This window comes from Sphingobium sp. Ant17, assembly GCF_000588875.1.
Classification (GTDB): Bacteria; Pseudomonadota; Alphaproteobacteria; order Sphingomonadales; family Sphingomonadaceae; genus Sphingobium.
Genome location: NZ_JEMV01000008.1, coordinates 90,308 through 109,474 on the forward strand (window position 1 = coordinate 90,308; position 19,167 = coordinate 109,474).

18 protein-coding genes and 2 pseudogenes are annotated in these 19,167 nt (G+C 63.3%); 7 read left to right on the top strand and 13 right to left on the bottom strand.

Features of this window, described 5'->3' with window-relative positions; all coding sequences use genetic code 11:
• Positions 1 to 179: 179 nt before the first annotated feature.
• A complete protein-coding gene (locus tag BF95_RS05775) occupies positions 180 to 449 on the top strand; it encodes a ribbon-helix-helix domain-containing protein (RefSeq protein WP_043149961.1) in 270 nt (89 codons plus the stop codon).
• A gap of 207 nt (positions 450 to 656) precedes the next feature.
• On the top strand, positions 657 to 3,245 hold the full coding sequence (topA, locus tag BF95_RS05780; RefSeq protein WP_043149963.1) for a type I DNA topoisomerase: 2,589 nt from the start codon (positions 657 to 659) through the stop codon (positions 3,243 to 3,245).
• Between the two features lie 10 nt (positions 3,246 to 3,255).
• Here topA and BF95_RS05785 read toward each other — a convergent pair whose 3' ends face one another.
• The 5 genes from BF95_RS05785 to lepB all read right to left on the bottom strand — a co-directional run bounded on the left by BF95_RS05785 (position 3,256) and on the right by lepB (position 6,835).
• Positions 3,256 to 3,972 carry a GGDEF domain-containing protein gene (locus tag BF95_RS05785; protein ID WP_051519867.1) on the bottom strand — a complete coding sequence of 239 codons (717 nt, stop codon included), beginning with the start codon at positions 3,970 to 3,972 and terminating at the stop codon, positions 3,256 to 3,258.
• Positions 3,973 to 4,030: 58 nt separating this feature from the next.
• Positions 4,031 to 4,939 carry a GTPase Era gene (era, locus tag BF95_RS05790; RefSeq protein ID WP_043150018.1) on the bottom strand — a complete coding sequence of 303 codons (909 nt, stop codon included), beginning with the start codon at positions 4,937 to 4,939 and terminating at the stop codon, positions 4,031 to 4,033.
• Between the two features lie 93 nt (positions 4,940 to 5,032).
• The gene (locus BF95_RS05795; RefSeq protein WP_051519868.1) at positions 5,033 to 5,272 is read right to left on the bottom strand and encodes a GIY-YIG nuclease family protein; all 240 of its coding nucleotides are present in this window, start codon (positions 5,270 to 5,272) and stop codon (positions 5,033 to 5,035) included.
• A 43-nt stretch (positions 5,273 to 5,315) separates the two neighbouring features.
• Positions 5,316 to 5,999 (bottom strand): ribonuclease III, encoded by a 684-nt coding sequence (rnc, locus tag BF95_RS05800; RefSeq protein WP_037476311.1) that lies wholly within the window; start codon positions 5,997 to 5,999, stop codon positions 5,316 to 5,318.
• Positions 5,996 to 6,835: a signal peptidase I gene (lepB, locus tag BF95_RS05805; protein WP_043149965.1), complete on the bottom strand. Its 840-nt coding sequence runs from the start codon at positions 6,833 to 6,835 to the stop codon at positions 5,996 to 5,998. Before lepB ends, rnc begins: the two co-directional genes overlap by 4 nt.
• A gap of 176 nt (positions 6,836 to 7,011) precedes the next feature.
• On the opposite strand from lepB, the pseudogene pgi reads away from it, so the two are divergent.
• Both pgi and gorA read left to right on the top strand, forming a co-directional pair.
• Positions 7,012 to 8,513: pseudogene (gene pgi / locus BF95_RS05810) on the top strand (glucose-6-phosphate isomerase).
• A gap of 188 nt (positions 8,514 to 8,701) precedes the next feature.
• Positions 8,702 to 10,048: a glutathione-disulfide reductase gene (gene gorA, locus BF95_RS05815; RefSeq protein ID WP_043149967.1), complete on the top strand. Its 1,347-nt coding sequence runs from the start codon at positions 8,702 to 8,704 to the stop codon at positions 10,046 to 10,048.
• Between the two features lie 53 nt (positions 10,049 to 10,101).
• Here the strand turns inward: gorA and BF95_RS05820 are convergent, their stop codons facing one another.
• The 8 genes and pseudogenes from BF95_RS05820 to BF95_RS05850 form a co-directional block, all read right to left on the bottom strand.
• Entirely contained in the window at positions 10,102 to 11,550 is a 1,449-nt protein-coding gene (locus BF95_RS05820; protein WP_043149969.1) for a 2-oxo acid dehydrogenase subunit E2, read from the bottom strand.
• 7 nt (positions 11,551 to 11,557) lie between these two features.
• Positions 11,558 to 12,574 (bottom strand): alpha-ketoacid dehydrogenase subunit beta, encoded by a 1,017-nt coding sequence (locus BF95_RS05825; RefSeq protein WP_043149971.1) that lies wholly within the window; start codon positions 12,572 to 12,574, stop codon positions 11,558 to 11,560.
• 18 nt (positions 12,575 to 12,592) lie between these two features.
• Positions 12,593 to 13,555: a thiamine pyrophosphate-dependent dehydrogenase E1 component subunit alpha gene (locus BF95_RS05830; protein WP_043149973.1), complete on the bottom strand. Its 963-nt coding sequence runs from the start codon at positions 13,553 to 13,555 to the stop codon at positions 12,593 to 12,595.
• Between the two features lie 34 nt (positions 13,556 to 13,589).
• Entirely contained in the window at positions 13,590 to 14,798 is a 1,209-nt protein-coding gene (locus BF95_RS05835) for an acyl-CoA dehydrogenase family protein (RefSeq protein WP_043149975.1), read from the bottom strand.
• Position 14,799: 1 nt separating this feature from the next.
• Positions 14,800 to 15,944 (bottom strand): annotated as a pseudogene (locus BF95_RS05840) (thiolase family protein).
• Positions 15,945 to 15,947: 3 nt separating this feature from the next.
• On the bottom strand, positions 15,948 to 16,352 hold the full coding sequence (locus BF95_RS05845) for a Zn-ribbon domain-containing OB-fold protein (RefSeq protein WP_043149976.1): 405 nt from the start codon (positions 16,350 to 16,352) through the stop codon (positions 15,948 to 15,950).
• A gap of 163 nt (positions 16,353 to 16,515) precedes the next feature.
• Positions 16,516 to 16,752 carry a helix-turn-helix domain-containing protein gene (locus tag BF95_RS28785; protein ID WP_235209582.1) on the bottom strand — a complete coding sequence of 79 codons (237 nt, stop codon included), beginning with the start codon at positions 16,750 to 16,752 and terminating at the stop codon, positions 16,516 to 16,518.
• Position 16,753: 1 nt separating this feature from the next.
• Positions 16,754 to 17,410 (bottom strand): helix-turn-helix transcriptional regulator, encoded by a 657-nt coding sequence (locus BF95_RS05850; RefSeq protein ID WP_235209583.1) that lies wholly within the window; start codon positions 17,408 to 17,410, stop codon positions 16,754 to 16,756.
• Positions 17,411 to 17,621: 211 nt separating this feature from the next.
• On the opposite strand from BF95_RS05850, the gene BF95_RS05855 reads away from it, so the two are divergent.
• The 3 genes from BF95_RS05855 to BF95_RS28795 are packed head-to-tail and all read left to right on the top strand — an operon-like array spanning position 17,622 to position 19,094.
• Complete coding sequence (locus BF95_RS05855) at positions 17,622 to 18,833, top strand: acyl-CoA dehydrogenase family protein (RefSeq protein ID WP_161774229.1); 1,212 nt, start codon at positions 17,622 to 17,624, stop codon at positions 18,831 to 18,833.
• Entirely contained in the window at positions 18,784 to 18,918 is a 135-nt protein-coding gene (locus BF95_RS28790) for a Rieske (2Fe-2S) protein (protein WP_235209584.1), read from the top strand. Before BF95_RS05855 ends, BF95_RS28790 begins: the two co-directional genes overlap by 50 nt.
• A complete protein-coding gene (locus BF95_RS28795; RefSeq protein ID WP_235209585.1) occupies positions 18,900 to 19,094 on the top strand; it encodes a Rieske (2Fe-2S) protein in 195 nt (64 codons plus the stop codon). The genes BF95_RS28790 and BF95_RS28795 overlap by 19 nt, the downstream gene beginning before the upstream one ends.
• The last annotated feature ends 73 nt before the right edge of the window (positions 19,095 to 19,167 follow it).

A 19,167-nucleotide genomic window follows, 5' to 3' on the forward strand; every position in this document is an offset into this window, starting at 1 on the left:
GGAGTAATCCTACCCTGAGTTGGATATGCGGCATCGCTGCAATGCTATTCGTTTTCGGTTTTCATGCCATTGCAGCCTATATGTCCGAAGACGATTTCTGAGTCGATTAAGTTTACATCGCCATGCCCGTAAAAGCTGAATCTCGGAGGGAAAATCCACTTGCTTCATGGCTGCCATTCTTGCCGAATTTTGCCAGATTCGCTAAAGCGGATGCCATGAGCACGATGAACATCTTCCTGCCTGAAACCCTCAAAGCATTTGTCGATCAGCAGGTTTCCGGCAAGGGCTTTGGTACCAGCAGTGAATATGTCCGGGAACTGATCCGCAAGGATCAGGATCGGCAGAATCTGCGCCGCCTGATGCTCGATGGTGCTACCAGTACCCAGACTCAATCCGTCGATGAAAGCTATTTTGCGGACCTGCGTGATCGCGCTCGTCATTCACGCTAAAAAATGAGCTTGAAGATTGTGGTGCCTTGCGTGTTCGCGAGAGGGATGTCGCGTTATGCTTCATTCATGCCCTGAGCCGTGCCTATAAGGCGGTAGGGGCTGGCCATCCCCCGTCATCTCCCCTAATCACACGCACCGCTTGACGCCCGCCGTCATCGCCTTCCAGACTCGCGCGTACGTGTGAGGCATCAAAGTTCGGGGCCGTAAATGCAGCTTGTCATCGTTGAATCGCCGGCCAAGGCGAAGACTATCGAAAAATATCTGGGCGGGGATTTCCATGTGCTCGCCAGCTATGGCCATATTCGCGACCTGCCGCCCAAGGACGGATCGGTCGACCCGGACGACGGCTTTGCCATGTCGTGGGAAAATTATGGCGACAAGGGCAAGCAGCTCAAGGCCATCAGCGATGCTGCCAAGAAGGCGACGCGCTTGATCCTCGCGACTGACCCTGATCGCGAAGGGGAAGCGATCAGCTGGCATGTGCAGGAAGTATTGCGCGCCAAGAAGGCGCTGCCGGCCGTCGTGGACCGGGTGACGTTCAACGCGATCACCAAGGCGGCGGTGCTGGACGCGATGGCCAAGCCGCGCGCGCTGGACGAGGATCTGATCGACGCCTACCGCGCGCGCCGGGCGCTCGACTATCTGGTCGGCTTCACCCTCTCGCCGGTGCTGTGGCGCAAGCTGCCTGGCGCCAAGTCGGCGGGCCGGGTGCAGTCGGTCGCGCTGCGGCTGGTGGTCGAGCGTGAGCGTGAGATCGAATCCTTCAACCCGCAAGAATATTGGTCGGTCGCGGCCGAGATGGAGCAGGACGGCACCGCCTTCACCGCGCGCCTCGTCCGCTGGAAGGGTGAGAAGATCGAGCGGCTGACGATCGGCAAGGAAGGCGACGCGATGGCCGCCAAGGCCGATGTCGAAGCCGGGCGCTTCACTGTCGAACGGGTCGAGACCAAGCCGCTTACCCGCAACCCGCCGCCGCCTTTCACCACTTCGACGATTCAGCAAGAAGCCGCGCGCAAGCTCGGCTTCTCGGCCAGTCATACGATGCGGATCGCGCAGCAGCTCTACGAAGATGGCGCGATCACCTATATGCGAACCGATGGCGTGCAGATGGATGGCAGCGCCATTTCCGCCGCGCGCGCCGCGATCGCGCAGCGCTATGATGGCGGCTATGTGCCGGACAAGCCGCGCATATACCAGACCAAGGCGAAGAATGCGCAGGAAGCGCATGAAGCCATCCGCCCGACCGATTTTTCGCGCGACAAGGTGGGCAGCGGCGACCATGCGCGCCTCTATGATCTGGTGTTCAAGCGCGCGCTGGCGAGCCAGATGGCGTCCGCACGGCTGGAACGCACCACGATCGACATGAACGACGTCACCGGCACGCATACGCTGCGCGCGACGGGGCAGGTCGTGATCTTCCCTGGCTTCCTCGCTTTGTATGAGGAAGGCCGCGACGATAGCGATGACGAAGACGGCAAGCTGCTGCCCCGCATGGCGGAAGGCGATGCGCCAGCGAAGAAGAAGGTCATGGCGGACCAACATTTCACGCAGCCGCCGCCGCGCTATTCCGAAGCCAGCCTCGTCAAGCGGCTGGAGGAGTTGGGGATCGGGCGTCCGTCCACCTATGCCTCGACGCTTCAGGTGCTCAAGGATCGCGACTATGTGCGGATCGAAAAGAACCGCTTTTTCGCTGAGGAGAGCGGGCGGCTGGTAACGGCCTTTCTGGAGCGTTTCTTCGAACGTTATGTGTCCTACGACTTCACGGCTGGCCTTGAGGACGAGCTGGACGATATTTCCGGCGGCCGAGCGCAGTGGCAGGAAGTGCTCGAAGCCTTCTGGCGCGATTTCAAGCCCAAGACGGCAGAAATCATGGAGCAGAAGCCGTCGGACATCACCGCCGAGCTGGACAAGTTCCTGGAGCCGATGCTGTTCCCGCCCAAGGCCGATGGCAGCAATCCGCGCGCCTGTCCGCTGTGCGCGGACGGACAATTGTCGCTGCGCGGCGGCCGGTTCGGCGCGTTCATTGCCTGCTCCAACTATCCCGAATGTAAATTCACGCGGAAATTCGGTCAGCCGGGCGGCAAGGATGGAGAAGATAGCGGACCAGAGGTGCTGGGCCAGCATCCCGACACCGGGCAGGACATCGTCAAGAAGGTCGGTCGCTTCGGCCCCTATATCGAGATGGGCGAGGGCAAGGAGGCCAAGCGCGGCTCGATCCCCAAGGATCTGCCCGATGGCGAACTGACGCTCGATTGGGGCATCAAGCTGCTGAGCCTGCCGCGCGAAGTCGGTTTGCACCCGGAGACGGGATTGCCGATCGTCGCGAATATCGGCCGCTTTGGTCCCTATCTGCTGCATGACGGCAAATATGGACGCCTGGCCAATACTGCCGAGATTTTCGAGGTCGGCATGAACAGCGCGGTCGTGAAGCTGGCTGAGGCGGCGACACGCGGGCCACGCAGCGCCGGGCGCGAGCCTTTGAAGGTGCTAGGTGCCCATCCGCGCACCGAACTGGATATCAAGCTGATGGAAGGACGCTATGGCGTCTATGTCACCGACGGCACGACCAATGCGACCCTGCCCAAGACGATGGACAAGGATGCGCTGACGCTGGAGGAAGCCGCGCAGCTGATCGATGCCCGCGCGGCGGCGGCTCCGGCCAAGAAGGGCGCGAAGAAGAAAGCCCCGGCAAAAAAGGCTGCGCCCAAAAAAGACGCGGCCAAGAAGGACGGGGCGGCGAAGAAGCCCGCCGCCAAGAAGGCACCTGCGAAGAAGAAGCCCGCGGCGGGCGAATAGACGCGCGCCGTCAGGCGGCGAGGCGCACTTGGTTGCGGCCGCCTGTCTTCGCGGCATACATGGCGATGTCCGCGCGGTGCAGGCTGACTTCGATCGGCACCGCCGGATCGCCTGCGCACAGGCCAATGCTGGCGGTGGCACGCACGATCCGGCCCGATGGCGCGCGGACGCGCAGCGCCTGAATGGATGCGCGAACAAGTTCCGCCTGCCGCGTGGCCAATAGCCTGTCGCAATCGGTTAGGCATATGGCGAATTCCTCGCCACCCAGCCGACCACAGATAGGGTCATCGTGCAGCGCTTCGCGGATCGCCTGGCCGACGGCCTGCAACACCGCATCGCCGGCCTGATGGCCGTGATCATCGTTAAGTTGTTTGAAATGATCGATGTCGATCAACAGATACCAGTTGTCCGGTCGGTCATGCACCGCGCCCGCGCGATCGAAGAAAGCGTTGCGGGTCAGCAATCCCGTCAGTCCGTCGATCTGCGCCAATTTGGCCAGTTCGGCGACACGCTGTTCCAGTTCCTCCCGCAGTTGCCGATTCTCCTCCGCCTGACGGATCAGGAGCAGGCAGACCGGCGTCGATAGGCTGCTGGCACAGAATATACCGACAGCAAAATAGCGCAGCGGGATGGACATGCCAGGCACCATCGACACGATGGCCATGATGACCACCGTCCCGATGACCGAGATGCTGACACAGGATGCGATCTTTTGTTTCGGACTCATGCACCGGCTGCGTAACGACATAAGGTAAATAAGCCCTTTCCCATTTAGGGAGGCAAGGTCATTCCACCCAGTCGAGGCCGATGTCGCGGTAAATGCCGCGATCATTCTCCCAGTCTTCCTTGACCTTCACATGCAGATAGAGGTGGACCTTCACCCCCAGCAAGGCCGCCAGCTCTTCCCGCGCCTTCGACCCGATTTCCTTCAATCGCTGACCGCCTTTGCCCAGCACGATCGCGCGTTGCGTCGGGCGACCAACCAGAATCTGCTGGTGGATTTCAACCGACCCGTCCGGCCGTTCCTTATATTGTTCGGTATCAACGGCGGTCGCGTAGGGCAGTTCGGCGTGCAGCTGGTGATAAAGTTGTTCGCGCGTGATTTCAGCAGCCAGCATCCGGTCCGTGGCGTCGGACACCTGGTCTTCGGGAAAATGCCACGGGCCTTCCGGCATGGCGGCGGCAAACGCAGCCTTGAGTTCGGGCAAGCCGTCGCCCGTCGCGGCCGACACGAAGAAGATTTCGTCGAAGCCCAGCGTCTCGTTCAGCTTCTCGGTGTGAACGAGCAGCTTTTCCTTGATGGCGATATCCACCTTGTTGAGGATCAACCATTTGCGTTCGCAGCGATGCTTGAGCGACTCGATGATCGGCTCCAGCTTGGGGCCGCGACCCGCCTTGCCATCCACCACCATCGCGATCAGGTCCGCGCCCTGCGCGCCACCCCAGGCAGCCTGCACCATCGCGCGGTCCAGCCGACGCTTGGGCGCGAAAATACCAGGCGTATCGACCAGCACGATCTGCGCAGTGCCCTCAATCGCGACGCCCATGACGCGGGTACGGGTGGTCTGCGCCTTGGGACTGGTGATCGCCACCTTCTGCCCCACCAGCGCATTGACCAGCGTGGACTTCCCCGCATTGGGCGCGCCGACAACGGCGATGACGCCACAGCGTTGATTGGTTTCTGAAACTTCCAAACCGTCCAAAATATACTCCGTTCGCCCTGAGCCTGTCGAAGGGCTTTACTTGTCTGTCTTTGATCGCGCCAATGTGGAGATCAAAGACCAATCTTAACGGATCAGCGCCAGCTTCTTTGCCCGGCTCCAACCCTTGATCTGCCGCTCGGCCTCTAAGGCCTCTATACGTGTGCCGAACGATTGCGACCAGACCAGTTTCACTGGCAGGCGCGCTTGCGTGTATCCGGTGATCTGGCCCGCTTCATGCTGACCGATGCGTGTTTCCAGATTATCCGTGTGACCCACGTAAAAGCTGCGATCGGCGCAATGGAGCATGTAGGTCCAGAAGGGCATCGGAACATCAAGCCTTCAAAAGAAACGGGCTTTTTAGATTTCTCTACCCCGCCAGCTTCTCCAGCAGCGCCGCCGCTGCCGCCGTTTCCGCTTCCTGCTTGGACCCGCCGGTCGCACTTGCCTCGCCCGCGCCCTTGATGCTCACGGTCACGGTGAAGCGCAGAGCGTGGTGCGGGCCGGATCGGTCCATCATCACATATTCAGGCGGCTTGCGCTTGTTGGCGGCGGCCCATTCCTGCAGCGCCGACTTGGGATGGCGTGGGGCAGCGGTCTGGGTATCGACCCGGTCGGCCCACAGGCGGCGGACCAGTGTGCGCGCTTCCTCCAACCCGCCCTCCAGATAGAGGGCGCCGATCAGCGCCTCCATCACGTCGCCCAGGACATTGTCGCTATTGGCCGCGCCATCGTCGCGCGCCTGCTTGCCCAGCACCAGATGGGTCGGAACGCCCGCCGCCCGCGCAACCTCGGCGCAGGTTTCGCCCGATACCAGCGCGTTGAACCGGCGTGACAGCTTACCTTCGGGTTCGCCGGCAAAGCGTTCATACACCCATTCGGACACAAGCAGGCCCAGCACCCGGTCGCCCAGAAATTCCAGCCGCTCATAATTATCCGGCTTGGCGCTGCCATGGGTGAGCGCCTGGTGGAAGGGCGCAGGGTCGCGCGGCGCGCGGCCGATCAGCGCCTTCAGCCAGCCCGTGGTATCAGGCCCATGGACGCTCAATTTCAAAAGCCTTCCCCGATGCGGCTCCAGCGCGCAGCGGTAAACCAAGTCCAGGGCAGCAGCCAATTGGCGCTGCCATCGGTGGAGAAGACCGAGATCATCGCCTTGCCGACCAGATTTTCCTCCGGCACCAGCCCGATGCCGCCGCCTTCAACAGCCGGGAAGCGGCTGTCGGCGCTGCGATCGCGATTGTCGCCCATCATGAAGAGATGGCCTTCGGGCACCAGCACCGTGTCGCGATCGTCCGCCGCGCCATCGGGCACGAGGTCGAGGACATTATAGCTGCGCGCGGGATAATCCTTGCCCGCAGGCAGCGTCTCGCGGAACTGCGGATAACGGCACTGCTTGCCGCCGCCTGCCGCCGGTTCTTCGAAATCAGGGCGATAGCAAGGCGAGACCGCGCCTTCCTTGGCAGCGGCCTCGATCATATTGGGGGTCACCGGAATGACGAGGTCGGCGACCTTCTGCTTGGGGACAGCGGTGCCGTTCAGATAGACCGTGCCGCCGCGCACGGCGATCATGTCGCCAGGCAGGCCGATCACACGCTTGATATAGTCGTTCTTCTGCGTCGGGGGCGCCTTGAACACCACCACATCGCCGCGTTCGGGCGTCGAGGCAAGGATGCGGCCGGGGATCAACGGGACGCTAAACGGCAGCGAATAGCGCGAATAGCCGTAGGGCCATTTCGCCACCAGCAGATAGTCGCCGATCAGCAAGCGGGGCTGCATCGATTCCGATGGAATATTGAACGGCGAAATGATGAAGCTGCGCAGGATGAAGACGAACAGGCCCAGCCTGGCGAGAAACCATAGGAAGTCCCGCGTTTCCGATTTTGCAGTCATGGGTGGTCGTCTTGTCCCTTGGATGCGCCGACAACGCGGCCGTGGCGGCTTGTGAAGCCTGGTGTCGAACACGTCAAGCATGTCCTTGACCATGCAAAGCGCGCAATAATTGGGTAAGATAGAGAGAATCGACCGGTGCAGCGTCGATCTCGACCAACGTCATAAGGGACCATCGCATGCCCAGCACTGCACTGGCGGCCATCGCCGCACTGCCGATCGCCGACCTCAAATCCATTTTCGCCACTGATCCCGACCGCCTGTCCAAGCTGGTCCTGTCGCAGGGACCGATCCGGTTCGACTGGTCCAAGACCCATCTGACCGACGAGCTGATGGCGCACTATCTCGACCTGGCGCAGGATCAGGGCTTCGCCGAGCGCCGCGATGCGCTGTTCGCGGGCGAGGCGGTCAACAACACTGAGGCCGCGCCGCCGAACATACCGCCGAGCGGGGCGAGGGCAATGCCGACAGCGTGGCGCAGGCCAAGGCGCTGCATAACCGCATGCGCGCGCTGATCGACGCGATCGAGGCGGGCGCGCTGGGCGAAATCCGCCACATATTGCATATCGGCATCGGCGGATCGGCGCTCGGTCCCAAACTGATCGTCGATGCGCTTGATGGCGGTGGCGTGCGCTATGATGTGGGCATCGTCTCCAATGTCGATGGCACCGCGCTGGAGCGGGCGATCGAGGGGTTCGACCCGAACACCACGTTGATCGCGATCGCTTCAAAGACCTTCACCACCAGCGAAACCCTGCTGAACGCAGCGAGCGCGATCAACTGGATGGTCGAAGGTGGAGTCGAAGATCCTTATGGCCGGGTGATCGCGCTCACCGCCGCGCCCGACAAGGCGATCGAATGGGGCGTCGATGAAACCCGCATTCTGCCCTTCGCCGAATCGGTCGGCGGCCGCTATTCGCTCTGGTCCTCGATCGGCTTTCCCGCTGCGCTGGCGCTGGGTTGGGATGCGTTTGAAAGCCTGCTGGAGGGCGCCGCCGAAATGGATCGCCATTTCCGCCTGTCGCCACCTAGCGAAAATATCCCGCTGATCGCCGCCTTCGTCGATCAATATTATAGCCGCGTCATGCATTGCCAGACCCGCGCTCTGTTCGCCTATGACGAGCGGCTGGCGCTCTTGCCCTCTTACCTCCAGCAACTGGAGATGGAGAGCAATGGCAAGGCGGTGCAGCTGGACGGATCACCGGTGGACGGTCCTACCGCCGCCATCACCTGGGGCGGGGTCGGCACCGACGCGCAGCATGCGGTATTCCAGTTGCTGCACCAGGGGACGATTCTCTCGCCAGTCGAATTCATCGCCTCGATCGAGCCCGGCCATGCGCTCGACCCGGCGCATCATCGCGCACTGTTGGTCAATTGCTTCGCGCAGGGCGCGGCGCTGATGCGCGGCAAGGATAACGACGCCGACCCCGCCCGCGCCTATCCCGGCAACCGGCCATCGACCACGATCCTGCTCGAAGACGTCACCCCGCACGCGCTGGGCGCGCTGATCGCTTTCTACGAGCATCGCACCTTCGCCAACGCCGTGCTGATGGGCATCAACCCGTTCGACCAGTTCGGCGTCGAACTGGGCAAGGAGATCGCCAAGTCGATCGAGGCGGACGGTGCCAAGGGGTTCGACCCTTCGACCATGGCGCTGATCGAACTGGCGCTGGGCGAGTAATTCCTCCCCGGAACGGGGAGGGGACCAGCCGCAGGCTGGTCGAGGGGGTGGGCGGCTAAGGCTGTGCTTAGGGTAGCCCCCTCCACCACCGCCTGCGGCGGCGGTACCGCTCCCCGCAAGCGGGGAGGAAGTGATTGTAACCCGCCACCGCAACCGCCATATCCCCCGCAACCAATCGGAGGCCAGGCATGAGCGACTATGATTTCGACCTTTTCGTCATCGGTGCAGGATCGGGCGGCGTGCGCGCCTCTCGCGTAGCAGCGGGGCATGGCGCAAAGGTCGCGGGGGCCGAGGAATTTCGCGTCGGCGGCACCTGCGTCATTCGCGGCTGCGTGCCCAAGAAGCTGCTCATCTATGGCTCACATTTCGCCGAAGATCTGAAGGACGCACGTCGCTTTGGCTGGAACGTGCCCGATTGCGGGTTCGAATGGGCGACGCTGCGCGACAATGTGCTGGGCGAGGTCGACCGGCTCGAAGGTCTCTATAAAAATACGCTCAGCAGCCACAAGGTCGAGATGATCCCCGAACGCGCGACCGTGACCGGCCCGCACAGCGTCAAGCTCGCCAGCGGCCGCGAAGTCACGGCGAAATATATCCTCGTCGCGACCGGAGCCTGGCCGATCCTGCCGGACATCGAAGGCGCGGAATATGGCATCACCTCCAACGAGGTGTTCCATCTCGATGAATGCCCCAAGCGCATCGTCATCGTCGGGGGCGGCTATATCGCCAATGAATTTGCCGGCATCTTCCATCAGTTCGGCAGCCATGTGACCATCGTCAATCGATCGGGTACGTTGCTGCGCGGCTATGACGAACAGATTCGCGACCGGCTGCTCCAGATTTCCATGACCAAGGGGATTAATTTCCGCTTCAACGCGCAGATGGAGAAGATCGAGAAGAATGAAGACGGCACGCTCTGCGTCCGCTTCAAGGATGGTGATCCGGTCGCGGCCGATGTCGTGCTGTTCGCTACCGGGCGCAGGCCGCACACTGAAGGCCTCGGGTTGGACAGCGCGGGCGTTGATCTGGCCGACAATGGCGCGATCAAGGTCGACGAGTATAGCCGCTCCAGTTGTGAAAGCATCTATGCGGTGGGCGATGTGACCGACCGGCTGCAACTGACCCCGGTCGCGATTCGTGAAGGCCATGCCTTTGCCGACACGGTGTTCGGCGATAATCCGCGCACGGTCGATTATGACTGCGTGCCCTCGGCCGTGTTCAGCCATCCACCCTTGGCAGGCGTCGGCCTCACCGAAGCGCAGGCCAAGAACAAGCTGGGCACGGTGCGGGTCTATACATCTGATTTCCGGCCGATGAAATATGTGCTGGCAGGCCGTGAGGAGCGGGCGCTCTACAAGATGATCGTGGACGCGACGACGAACAAGGTGGTCGGCCTGCACATGATTGGTCCTGACGCGCCGGAAATATTGCAGGCTGCGGCCGTCGCGGTGAAAGCGGGCCTCACCAAGCAGGATTTCGACGACACCGTCGCGCTGCACCCCAGCATGGCCGAAGAGTTGGTGCTGTTGAAATAGACAGGATGCATGCGTGAATGCCTCTCCCCGCCAAGGGAGAGGCATTCGCGTGACTACCCCACCAACAGAGTTGGTTGCTCGATCAATCCCTTGAGCGTGCGCATGAAGTCTGCGCCCACCGCACCGTCGATCGCGCGATGATCGCAGGACAGGGAGAGCTGGACGATGGTGGCGAAGGCGAGGGCGTTGCCGATTTCGATCGGTTGGCGACTGCCCGCGCCCACGGCCAGGATCGCCCCCTGCGGCGGGTTGATGATCGCATCGAACTGGTCGATGCCGAACATGCCGAGGTTGCTGATCGAAAAGCTGCCGCCCTGAAACTCGTCCGGTTGCAGCTTGCCGGTGCGGGCCTTGTCGGCCAGCGCCTTCACCGTGCGCGAAATGGCGGCGACGGAGAGGGTGTCAGCGCCTTTCACGATCGGGGTGATGAGGCCCTTGTCGGTCGCCACGGCGACGGCGATGTCGGCGCTGGCGAAGCGATGGATCTCATCGCCATGGACCTGCACATTCACATCGGGATGCCGCGCGAGCGCCAGGGCGCAGGCGCGCACGAGATAGTCGTTGATGCTGGGCGCTTCGCCGGTCGCCGCCTTCGCCTGCGCGCGCAGGCCCAGGATCGCGTCGATCCTGACGGCCGAGCGCAGGTAGAAATGCGGGATAGTCGATTTGCTGTGGCTCAGCGCCTTGGCGATGGCCTTGCGCATCGGCGACATTTTGACGATTTCCGTGCTGCCTGCGGCCGGGCGGGCGAAATCGACTGCTGCCGGGGCAGGGGATGCAGCGGCGGGGGCTTCCATGGGCTTGACCCTGGCCAACACGTCGGCTTTGCCGATCCGGCCCTTGGGGCCTGTGCCGGTCAGGCCATTGAGGTCCACACCATGTTGCACCGCCAGGCGCTTGGCGAGCGGGCTGGCGAAAACCTCGCCCAAGGCGTTGCCGACCGGGGTCAGATCCACCGTTGCGCCGCCGCCGACAGCGACCGGGGGCAGGCTGGCCTGCTGCACGTCCTGAAAGGTCAGGCGACCATTGGGACCGGAGCCGGTGAGCGCGGTGATGTCCACGCCGTTCGCCTGCGCGAAGGCGCGGGCGGCAGGGCTGATATTCGCATCGTCGGCGATGGCGACCTGTGGTGCCGGTTCCGGTTGAGGTTCAGGGGCGGCGGGCGGCGGGGCCGCACCAGCCTTGGACGCGACCTTGGTATCAGCGGGCTTGAACCCGGCGACAAAGGCATCGACCTCGTCGGCGCTGACGTCATCGTCAGGCCCGGCCAACACGGCGATCAGTTCGCCGACGGCATAGCTGTTGCCCTGCTGGGCGATCAGGCGCGGGAACATCCCGTCAGCCTCGGCCTCGATCTCGTTGGTAATCTTGTCGGTTTCGATGAGCGCGAGCAGGTCGCCCTTTTTGAACGGCACGCCTTCGGCGACCATCCATTCGGCAACGACGCCTTCGGTCATTTCTATGCCCCATTTGGGCATCGCATATGCGCGCAGAGTGGCCATGATATGCTTATCCCCGCCGATAGGATAGGAGCTGCACCGCCGCCGCCACGATCTTGTCGGGCGAGGGCAGATAGGCGGTTTCAAGTTCCCGTGCGAAGGGGACGGGGCTGTGCGGCGGCGTCACCATCTCGATCGGCGCCTTGAGCGAAGCGAACGCCTTTTGCGCCACCAGCGCCGACAGGTCGGTCGCAAAGGAGCAGCGCGGCGGGGCTTCGTCGACGATCAGCAGGCGGCCGGTCCGCTCGACACTGTCGAGGATCGCCTCGACGTCCAGCGGGCTGGTGGTGCGCAGGTCGAGCAGGTCGCAACCGATGCCATCCCGGGCAAGCTGCGCCGCCGCCTTTTCGGCAAAGCCCACCATCATGCCGGTGGCGAGGATTGTGATGTCGTCGCCTTGCGTCACCTGCCGGGCATGGCCGAAGGGGATAGTATAGTCGCCATCGGGCACTTCCCCCTTCACGCCATAGAGCGCCTTATGTTCAAGGAAGATCACCGGGTCGTCGTCGCGGATCGCCTGGGTCAACAGCCCCTTGGTATCGGCGGGGGTGGAGGGCATGACCACCTTCAGCCCCGGCATGGCGGTGACGAACTGGTGGATCACCTGGCTATGCTGGGGCGCGGCGTTGAAACCCGCGCCATAAGGCATGCGGATGACCAGCGGGCATTTGGACTTGCCGCCGAACATGTAGCGGAACTTGGCCGCCTGGTTCCAGATCTGGTCCATGCACACGCCGATAAAGTCGGCGAACATGATTTCGGCGATGGCGCGCTTGCCGGTCAGCGCCGCACCCGACGCCGCGCCGATGATGGCGCTTTCCGAAATGGGGGTGTCGATCACGCGGTCTGAACCATATTTGGCCCATAGCCCGCCCGACGTGCCCCATATGCCGCCGATCGCTTCGGGGCCGCCGGGTGCGCCATGACCGCCGACAATATCCTCGCCCAGCATGATGACGCTGTCGTCCCGTTCCATTTCCGCATCGATCGTGTCGCGAATGACGTCGCGGATCATCTTGATAGCCATGTGTCGATCCCTCTGGCGTCAGTAGCTGATATAGACGTCTTCCAGGACGTCTGCAGCGGTGGGGCGGGCGGCGGTCTGCGCTTCGGCAACCGCGCGGTCGATGAGGTCGGTGACTTCGGCATCGACCGCGTCGAGTTCGGCCCCGTCGAGTAGCTTGGCTTCGGTGACCCGCGTACGGAAGGTCTTGAGACAGTCGCGTTCCTCGCGGATGCGGTCGAGTTCGCCGGGGCCGCGATAACGCTGCGGATCGCCCTCAAAATGGCCGTAGAAACGCTCGCAATCCAGCTCGATCGAGGCGGGGCCGTTGCCCGCTTTGCAATAGTCGATCAGCTCGCGCATCGCGTCATAGACGCTGAAGAAATCGATGCCGTTGGCCTTGATCGCCTTCATGCCGAAGGCGGCGGAGCGGACGGTCATGCTTTCCGCCCCGACCGCATAGGCTTCGCCGGTATGTTCGGAATAATGGTTGTTTTCGAACACGAAGATGACCGGCAGTTTCAGCACCACCGCCATGTTCATCGCTTCAAAGGTCGTGCCCTGGTTGCAGGCGCCATCGCCCGAAAAGGCGATGGAGACGGTGCCATTGCTCTTGGCGGTGATGCCAGCGCCCACCGCGATCGGCGCGCCCGCGCCGACGATGCCGTTCGCGCCGAGCATGCCGACGCCGACATCGGCGATGTGCATCGATCCGCTCTTGCCCTTGCACAGGCCATCGCGCGATCCGTAAATCTCCTTCATCATTGCCATGACGTCGCAGCCCTTGGCGATGCAATGGCCGTGGCCCCGGTGGGTCGAGATGATATAGTCGGTTGGTCCCAGATGCTCGCACACGCCCACGGCGCAGGCTTCTTGGCCCGCATAGAGATGGGTGAAGCCGGCGATTTCGCCCAGCGCGATTTCATCGTGCAGGCGCTCTTCGAACAGGCGGATCGTCTTCATCTGACGATAGGCCCGGATCAATGCCTCGCGGCTCAATTGCATCTATTCTCTCCTGGTCGATCGACTCCGGTGGCGGTCACAGCCCCAGCACCGTTTTGGCTATGATATTGCGTTGAACCTCATTGGTCCCGCCAAAGATGGTCCAGGCGCGCGAATTAAGATAGCGCGGCGCGGCAAGTTGCGCGGGCTTGCCATGCAGGGCAGGCGGCGCCTGATTGCCGTAGAGCGGCCGCTGTTCCTCCAGCGCGATGCCGGCATAGCCGTACAACTGGACCGCGAGGCCATCGACCTGCTGGCGCAGGGTAGAGGCGACCAGCTTGGACAGCGAGGTTTGCGGGCCGGGCGGCAAGCCCTTGGCCATTTCGGCGAGCACCCGCATCTCGGTCATTTCCAGCGCCTGCGCCTCCAGTTCCGCGCGGGCGAGGCGGGCCATGTAGAGCGGATCGTCGGCCATGCAGCCGCCCTTGCCGTCGGGTTCGGTCAGGGCAGCGGTGCGCAGCTTGGCGATGTCCGACAGCAATTTGGGCGCGTGGCAGGCCCCGCCCCGCTCATTTTCGAGCAGGAATTTGGCGATGGTCCAGCCTTGGCCTTCTTCGCCCACCAGATGATCAAGTGGGGTCACGGCATCGTCGAGATAAACTTCGTTCACCTCATGGTCGCCCGCCAGGCCCATGATCGGCCGCACTTCGATGCCGGGCTGGGCCATGTCGATCAGCAGGAAGCTGATCGCGCGCTGCGGTTTGGCGGTCGGGTCGGTCTTGGCCAGGCAGAAGATGTGCGAGGCGTGATGCGCGTGCGTGGTCCACAGCTTGCGGCCGTTGACGACATAATGGCCATCCTTGCGCTCCGCGCGCGTCTTGAGGCTGGCAAGGTCGGAGCCGGAGCCGGGCTCGGAGAAGCCCTGGCACCAGAAATCGGTGCCATCCAGGATGCGGGGCAGGAAATAGGCTTTCTGCTCGTCAGTGCCGAAATGGCAGATGACCGGGCCGAGCAGCTTGAGGCTCAAGACCGGCAGGCTGGGCGCGTCAGCGAGCGCACATTCCTTTTCGAAGATATAGCGCTGGATCGGCGTCCAGCCGGTGCCGCCGCAATCGGTCGGCCAATTATAGGCGAGCCAGCCCTTGGCGCGCAGGATCGCCTGCCACTCGCCACCGATGTCGGGTTCCACGAACACGCCGGGCGTCGCGCGCATGCCTTCGCGCAGATGCTGGGGCAGATTATCGTCGAGGAAGCGGCGGACTTCGGCGCGAAAGGCCTGATCCTGAGGGGAGAAATCAAGGTCCATCTTATCGTTCCAAAATGGTCACGCCGGAAATGCCGGGCGCGCCGTAAACATGGGAATAGGCCGTGCGCGGATCGCCGGGCACTTGCCGCCCGCCGCCAAGCCCGCGCAGTTGCAGCGCATTTTCATAGACCTGGCGCAGGCCCGACGCGCCGATCGGCTCGCCACAGGCGAGGCACCCGCCATCGGTGTTGACCGGCAGGCGACCGTCGACATTGGTCCAGCCATTGGCCAGCCATTCTTCCTGGTCGCCATCGGCGCAAAAGCCGTTTTCGGCCATGTGCATGATTTCCGCGCCGGATTCGGTGTCCTGCAATTGCGCGAGGTCGACATCTTCCGGGCCGATGCCTGCCATCTCATAGGCCGCCTTGCTGGCGAGCAGGGTCGGCGCGCCGCCGCGTTCTATGTCCATCGACGGGGCGAAGACCTCGAACGATCCGGGCGGGCGGGTGCGGATGACCGCGGCCTTGATCCGCACCTGATCACGGCCCAGTTCGCGCGCCTTCTTGGCGCTGGCCAGCACCAGCGCTACGCCGCCTTCGGCGGGCGAGCAAAACATATATTTGGTCAGCGGATCGCTGATCATCGGGGCATTGAGGATGGTGTCGAGATCGACCGGCGACCGTCGCCAGGCATGGTCGGCATGGACCGCGTTGCGAAACGCCTTTTCCGCGACGCGGCCGAGCGAGGTCGGGCTGATGCCGTGCAGCGCCATATAGCGTTGCAGCTTCATCGCGAAGAACTGCGTCGTGACCATGAAGCCCGCTTCGCCATACCATTCGGGCAAGCTATATTCGGCGGGCATGGCGTTGAAAGCACCGCGCGGATGCTTGTCGAAACCGATGGCGATGCCGACATCATGCGCGCCCGACGCGATCGCTTGCCAGGAACCGATCAGCGCCGATCCGCCGGTGGCGCAGCCATTTTTGACGTTGATGAAGGGCAGCCCGGTTAGCCCCAGTTCGTTGACGATCGTGTCGGCATTGCCCGCCGAATCCGACCCGCCGAACCCGAACTGCATGTCGGGCCAGGCAAGCCCTGCGTCGGCCATGGCGGCGCGGGCGGCGTTGGCTCCCTGTTGCAGGCCGCTCAGGCTTCGGTGCGGCCAAAGGGGTGGATGCCGATCCCGACGATATAGACGTCCTGCATCGCTCAGGCCTCCGTGGTGGGGGTGAAGGCGTAGAGGCGGATCGCATCGCCATTGGCGGCGGCGGCGAAGTCGGTCGTGACCAGCTTCATCGCCATGCCGATCGTCAGGCTATCGAAGTCCGCGCCGACGATCTGCGTTTCTACGATCGTCGCACCCGGCAGTTCGACATAGCCGATGGCGAAGGGGGTGAAATCCTCCGGCCCGATATAGGGCGGCGATTTGGGGCGGAAGCGCTGGACCGTCCAGGACCAGAGCGTGCCCCGGCGCGGCAGGTCGATCGCCTCCCAGCGCGCGGCATCGTCCGGGCAGGGAAAGACGACCCGCCCCGTATCCCGGTGCCGCCCGCCGATCAGGGTCGGTTCGGGTGTTTCCCGGAACAGTCCCTGCGCTATCGCTGATGCGCCCAACGTCTAAGCCCTCTCATTCTTGTGTGGGGCCACTATGGGAAGCGGAACGGGCGAAGGCTTCTGTAAGAAAGCATAGGTTGGCAGCATCGTTGGACGCGCGGGCACAAAAAAAAGGGCCAGCCGGTCGCCCGGCTAGCCGTGAACTTTCTCAGGGGGAGAAACTTTATTTCGCGGCGGCCGACGTCTGCGTTTCGTGCGGCAGATGCGGGACCATGACGGCGGCGACATTGCCGAGATAGCCAAGCTGCGTCGCCTTGAACACGGTCTGGCTGCGGTTGACCGCCTCCAGTTTGATCGCGGCATTATGGATGTGGAAGCGCACGGTGGCGCAGCTACGGCTGAGGATCATCGCGATTTCGGCGTCCGTCTTGCCCACCGCCGCCCAGCGCAGACATTCCACTTCACGCTTGGAGAGGCGGCAATTTTTTGGGAATCCACGGGCGCTGGCTGCTGACGCGGGTATAGCCGTTGACGAAGCGACGGGCATGATATTCGAGCTGGTCGCTATAGAGATCGAACTCGCGCGACAGGTCGTCGCGCTTGTCGTTGATCGGCGAAAAGCTGATCGCGGCGATCTGACCAAAGGACATATGCACCGGCACGACGATCACCGCCTTGGCATTCACTTCGCCTTCGAAGAGGCTGAGGTCAATCTGGTCGAGCAGCGGATTGGGCGCGCGGGTATGGATGCCGTGCGCATTGGCCCAGAAGGGTTCATTTTCATAGCGGCAGGCGAAGGGCAGGGGCGAACTGAGCGCGAGCAGCGGCTTTTGCCACCATTGTTCCTTGGTCGAGGGCCAGCCGAACACGGCGCTGGCCAGCACTTCGCCTTCCGCATCGGTCATCGGCGATCGCGACGCGATATTGGCGCAGGCCGCGACGCGGAAATTGCCCAGGTCGCGGGCAATATCGCGCAACGCCTCCGCCGCCGGCCTTATGTCGGCGGGCGCGAAAATAGCGGTTGGAACCTGCCTGCCCGAACGGAAATCGGTCGCCACTTTTGCGGCTTGTCCGGTATCCTTGCGGGGGGCGACGAGCGTGTCACCTGATCTCTCCATGGGCCAGATGCTATTATGGGCAGGGGGTGCGGGCAAGCGACAAAAACCTATGACTAGCGTTAGGTTTTCGGGGCGCCGGGTGCCCATGGTGAAACTAGCGGAATATCCAGTCCACGCCCTGCCCGCTGCCCGTGCATAAATGCGTCATGAAACAGCAACAGCCGGACGGCGCAGCGCGCGGTCCAGCCATGACAATCCGGGGGATGGTGGCTTGAATTTCGATCTCAGCGATGAGCAGGCCATGCTTCGCGACCTGGTGCAGCGGTTCGGGGCGGACCGCTATGACGCGGCCAAGCGGCTGGCCTATCTGCGCGAACCGCGCGGCTTTGCCGACGCCAACTGGGCGATGCTGGCCGAAACGGGCCTGCTGGCCTTTGCCCTGTCCGAAGAGGCGGGCGGCTTTGGCGGTTCGCCGGTGGACATCATCACGGTGATGGAAGCGCTGGGGCGCTTCGTTGCGGTGGAGCCGGTACTGCCCGCACTGATCCTGAGCGCGGGGCTGGTGGCGGCGGCTGGCACGCAGGACCAGAAAGACGCGCTGCTGCCCGCCATTACCGGCGGCGAAGCAATCGTCGCGCTGGCGCTGTTCGAGACGCAGGCGCGTTTTGGCCTGGACCGGTTGCGGACGCGGGTGACCGCGGGACGCATCAGCGGGGTCAAGCAGATGGTGCTGGGCGGCGGCCATGCCGACCGGTTCATCGTCGCCGCGCGCACCGGGGACGGCGCGCCGCTGACGCTGCATTTGGTCGAGGCCGACGCGCCGGGGGTCAGCATAGACCCCTATCGACTGGTTGATGGATCGCATGCCGCCGATGTCCGCTTTGCCGATACGCCTGCAGAACCGATGGCGGGTGGCGAGGCGGAACTGGCAGGCGTGATGGATCAGGCACGGCTGGCGGTCAGCGCCGAACTGCTGGGCCTCATGGAAATGATGTTCGCCGCGACGCTCGATTATCTCAAGACGCGTCAGCAATTCGGCCAGCCGCTCGGCAGTTTCCAGGCGTTGCAGCACCGCATGGCCGATTGCTATGCGCGGCTCGAACTCAGCCGGTCGCAGCTCTATCGCGCGGCGGGCGCTGGCGCGGACGGACGCGCGGCGGCGATCATCGGCGCCAAAGCCTATATCGCTCAGAGCGCAGTGCATATCGGTGAGGAATCGGTGCAATTGCATGGCGGCATCGGCACGACCGAAGAATTATTGGTGGGTCAGGCGTTCAAGCGGGTGATGGCGCTTGTCACGCTGCTCGGCGATGTGGATCATGACATGGACGCCTATAGGACGATGACGACCAAGGCCGCACGAGAGGATCAGCGCGCGCATGACGGAAAGCTATCATCGGGTGGTCGAGGCCAGCGCGATCGAGGATCGGGCAATGATGCCGTTCATCGTCAATGGCTGGCCCGTGCTGCTCTGCAAGGATGAGGGGCAGGTCCACGCCCTTATCAACCGGTGCAGCCATGCCGCCGCGCAACTGGCGCCCGGCGGCGCGTGCGGCGCGGCGCGGTGATGTGCCCGTTGCACGGCGCGCGCTTCAAGCTCGACAATGGCGAATGTCTGGGGGGGGCGGGCTATAAGGCGCTCAAACTCTACCCCTGGCGCGAGAGCGCGGACGGGTGGATCGAGGTGGCGGTGCCGGACGAGGCTCCGGGGGCCGAGCATCTGCCGGTCAAGCCGTTGGGGTGAAGCGGGCCTAAATCCTCCCCCACAGGGGGAGGGGGACCGCCGCGTAGCGGTGGTGGAGGGGTATCACCCTATC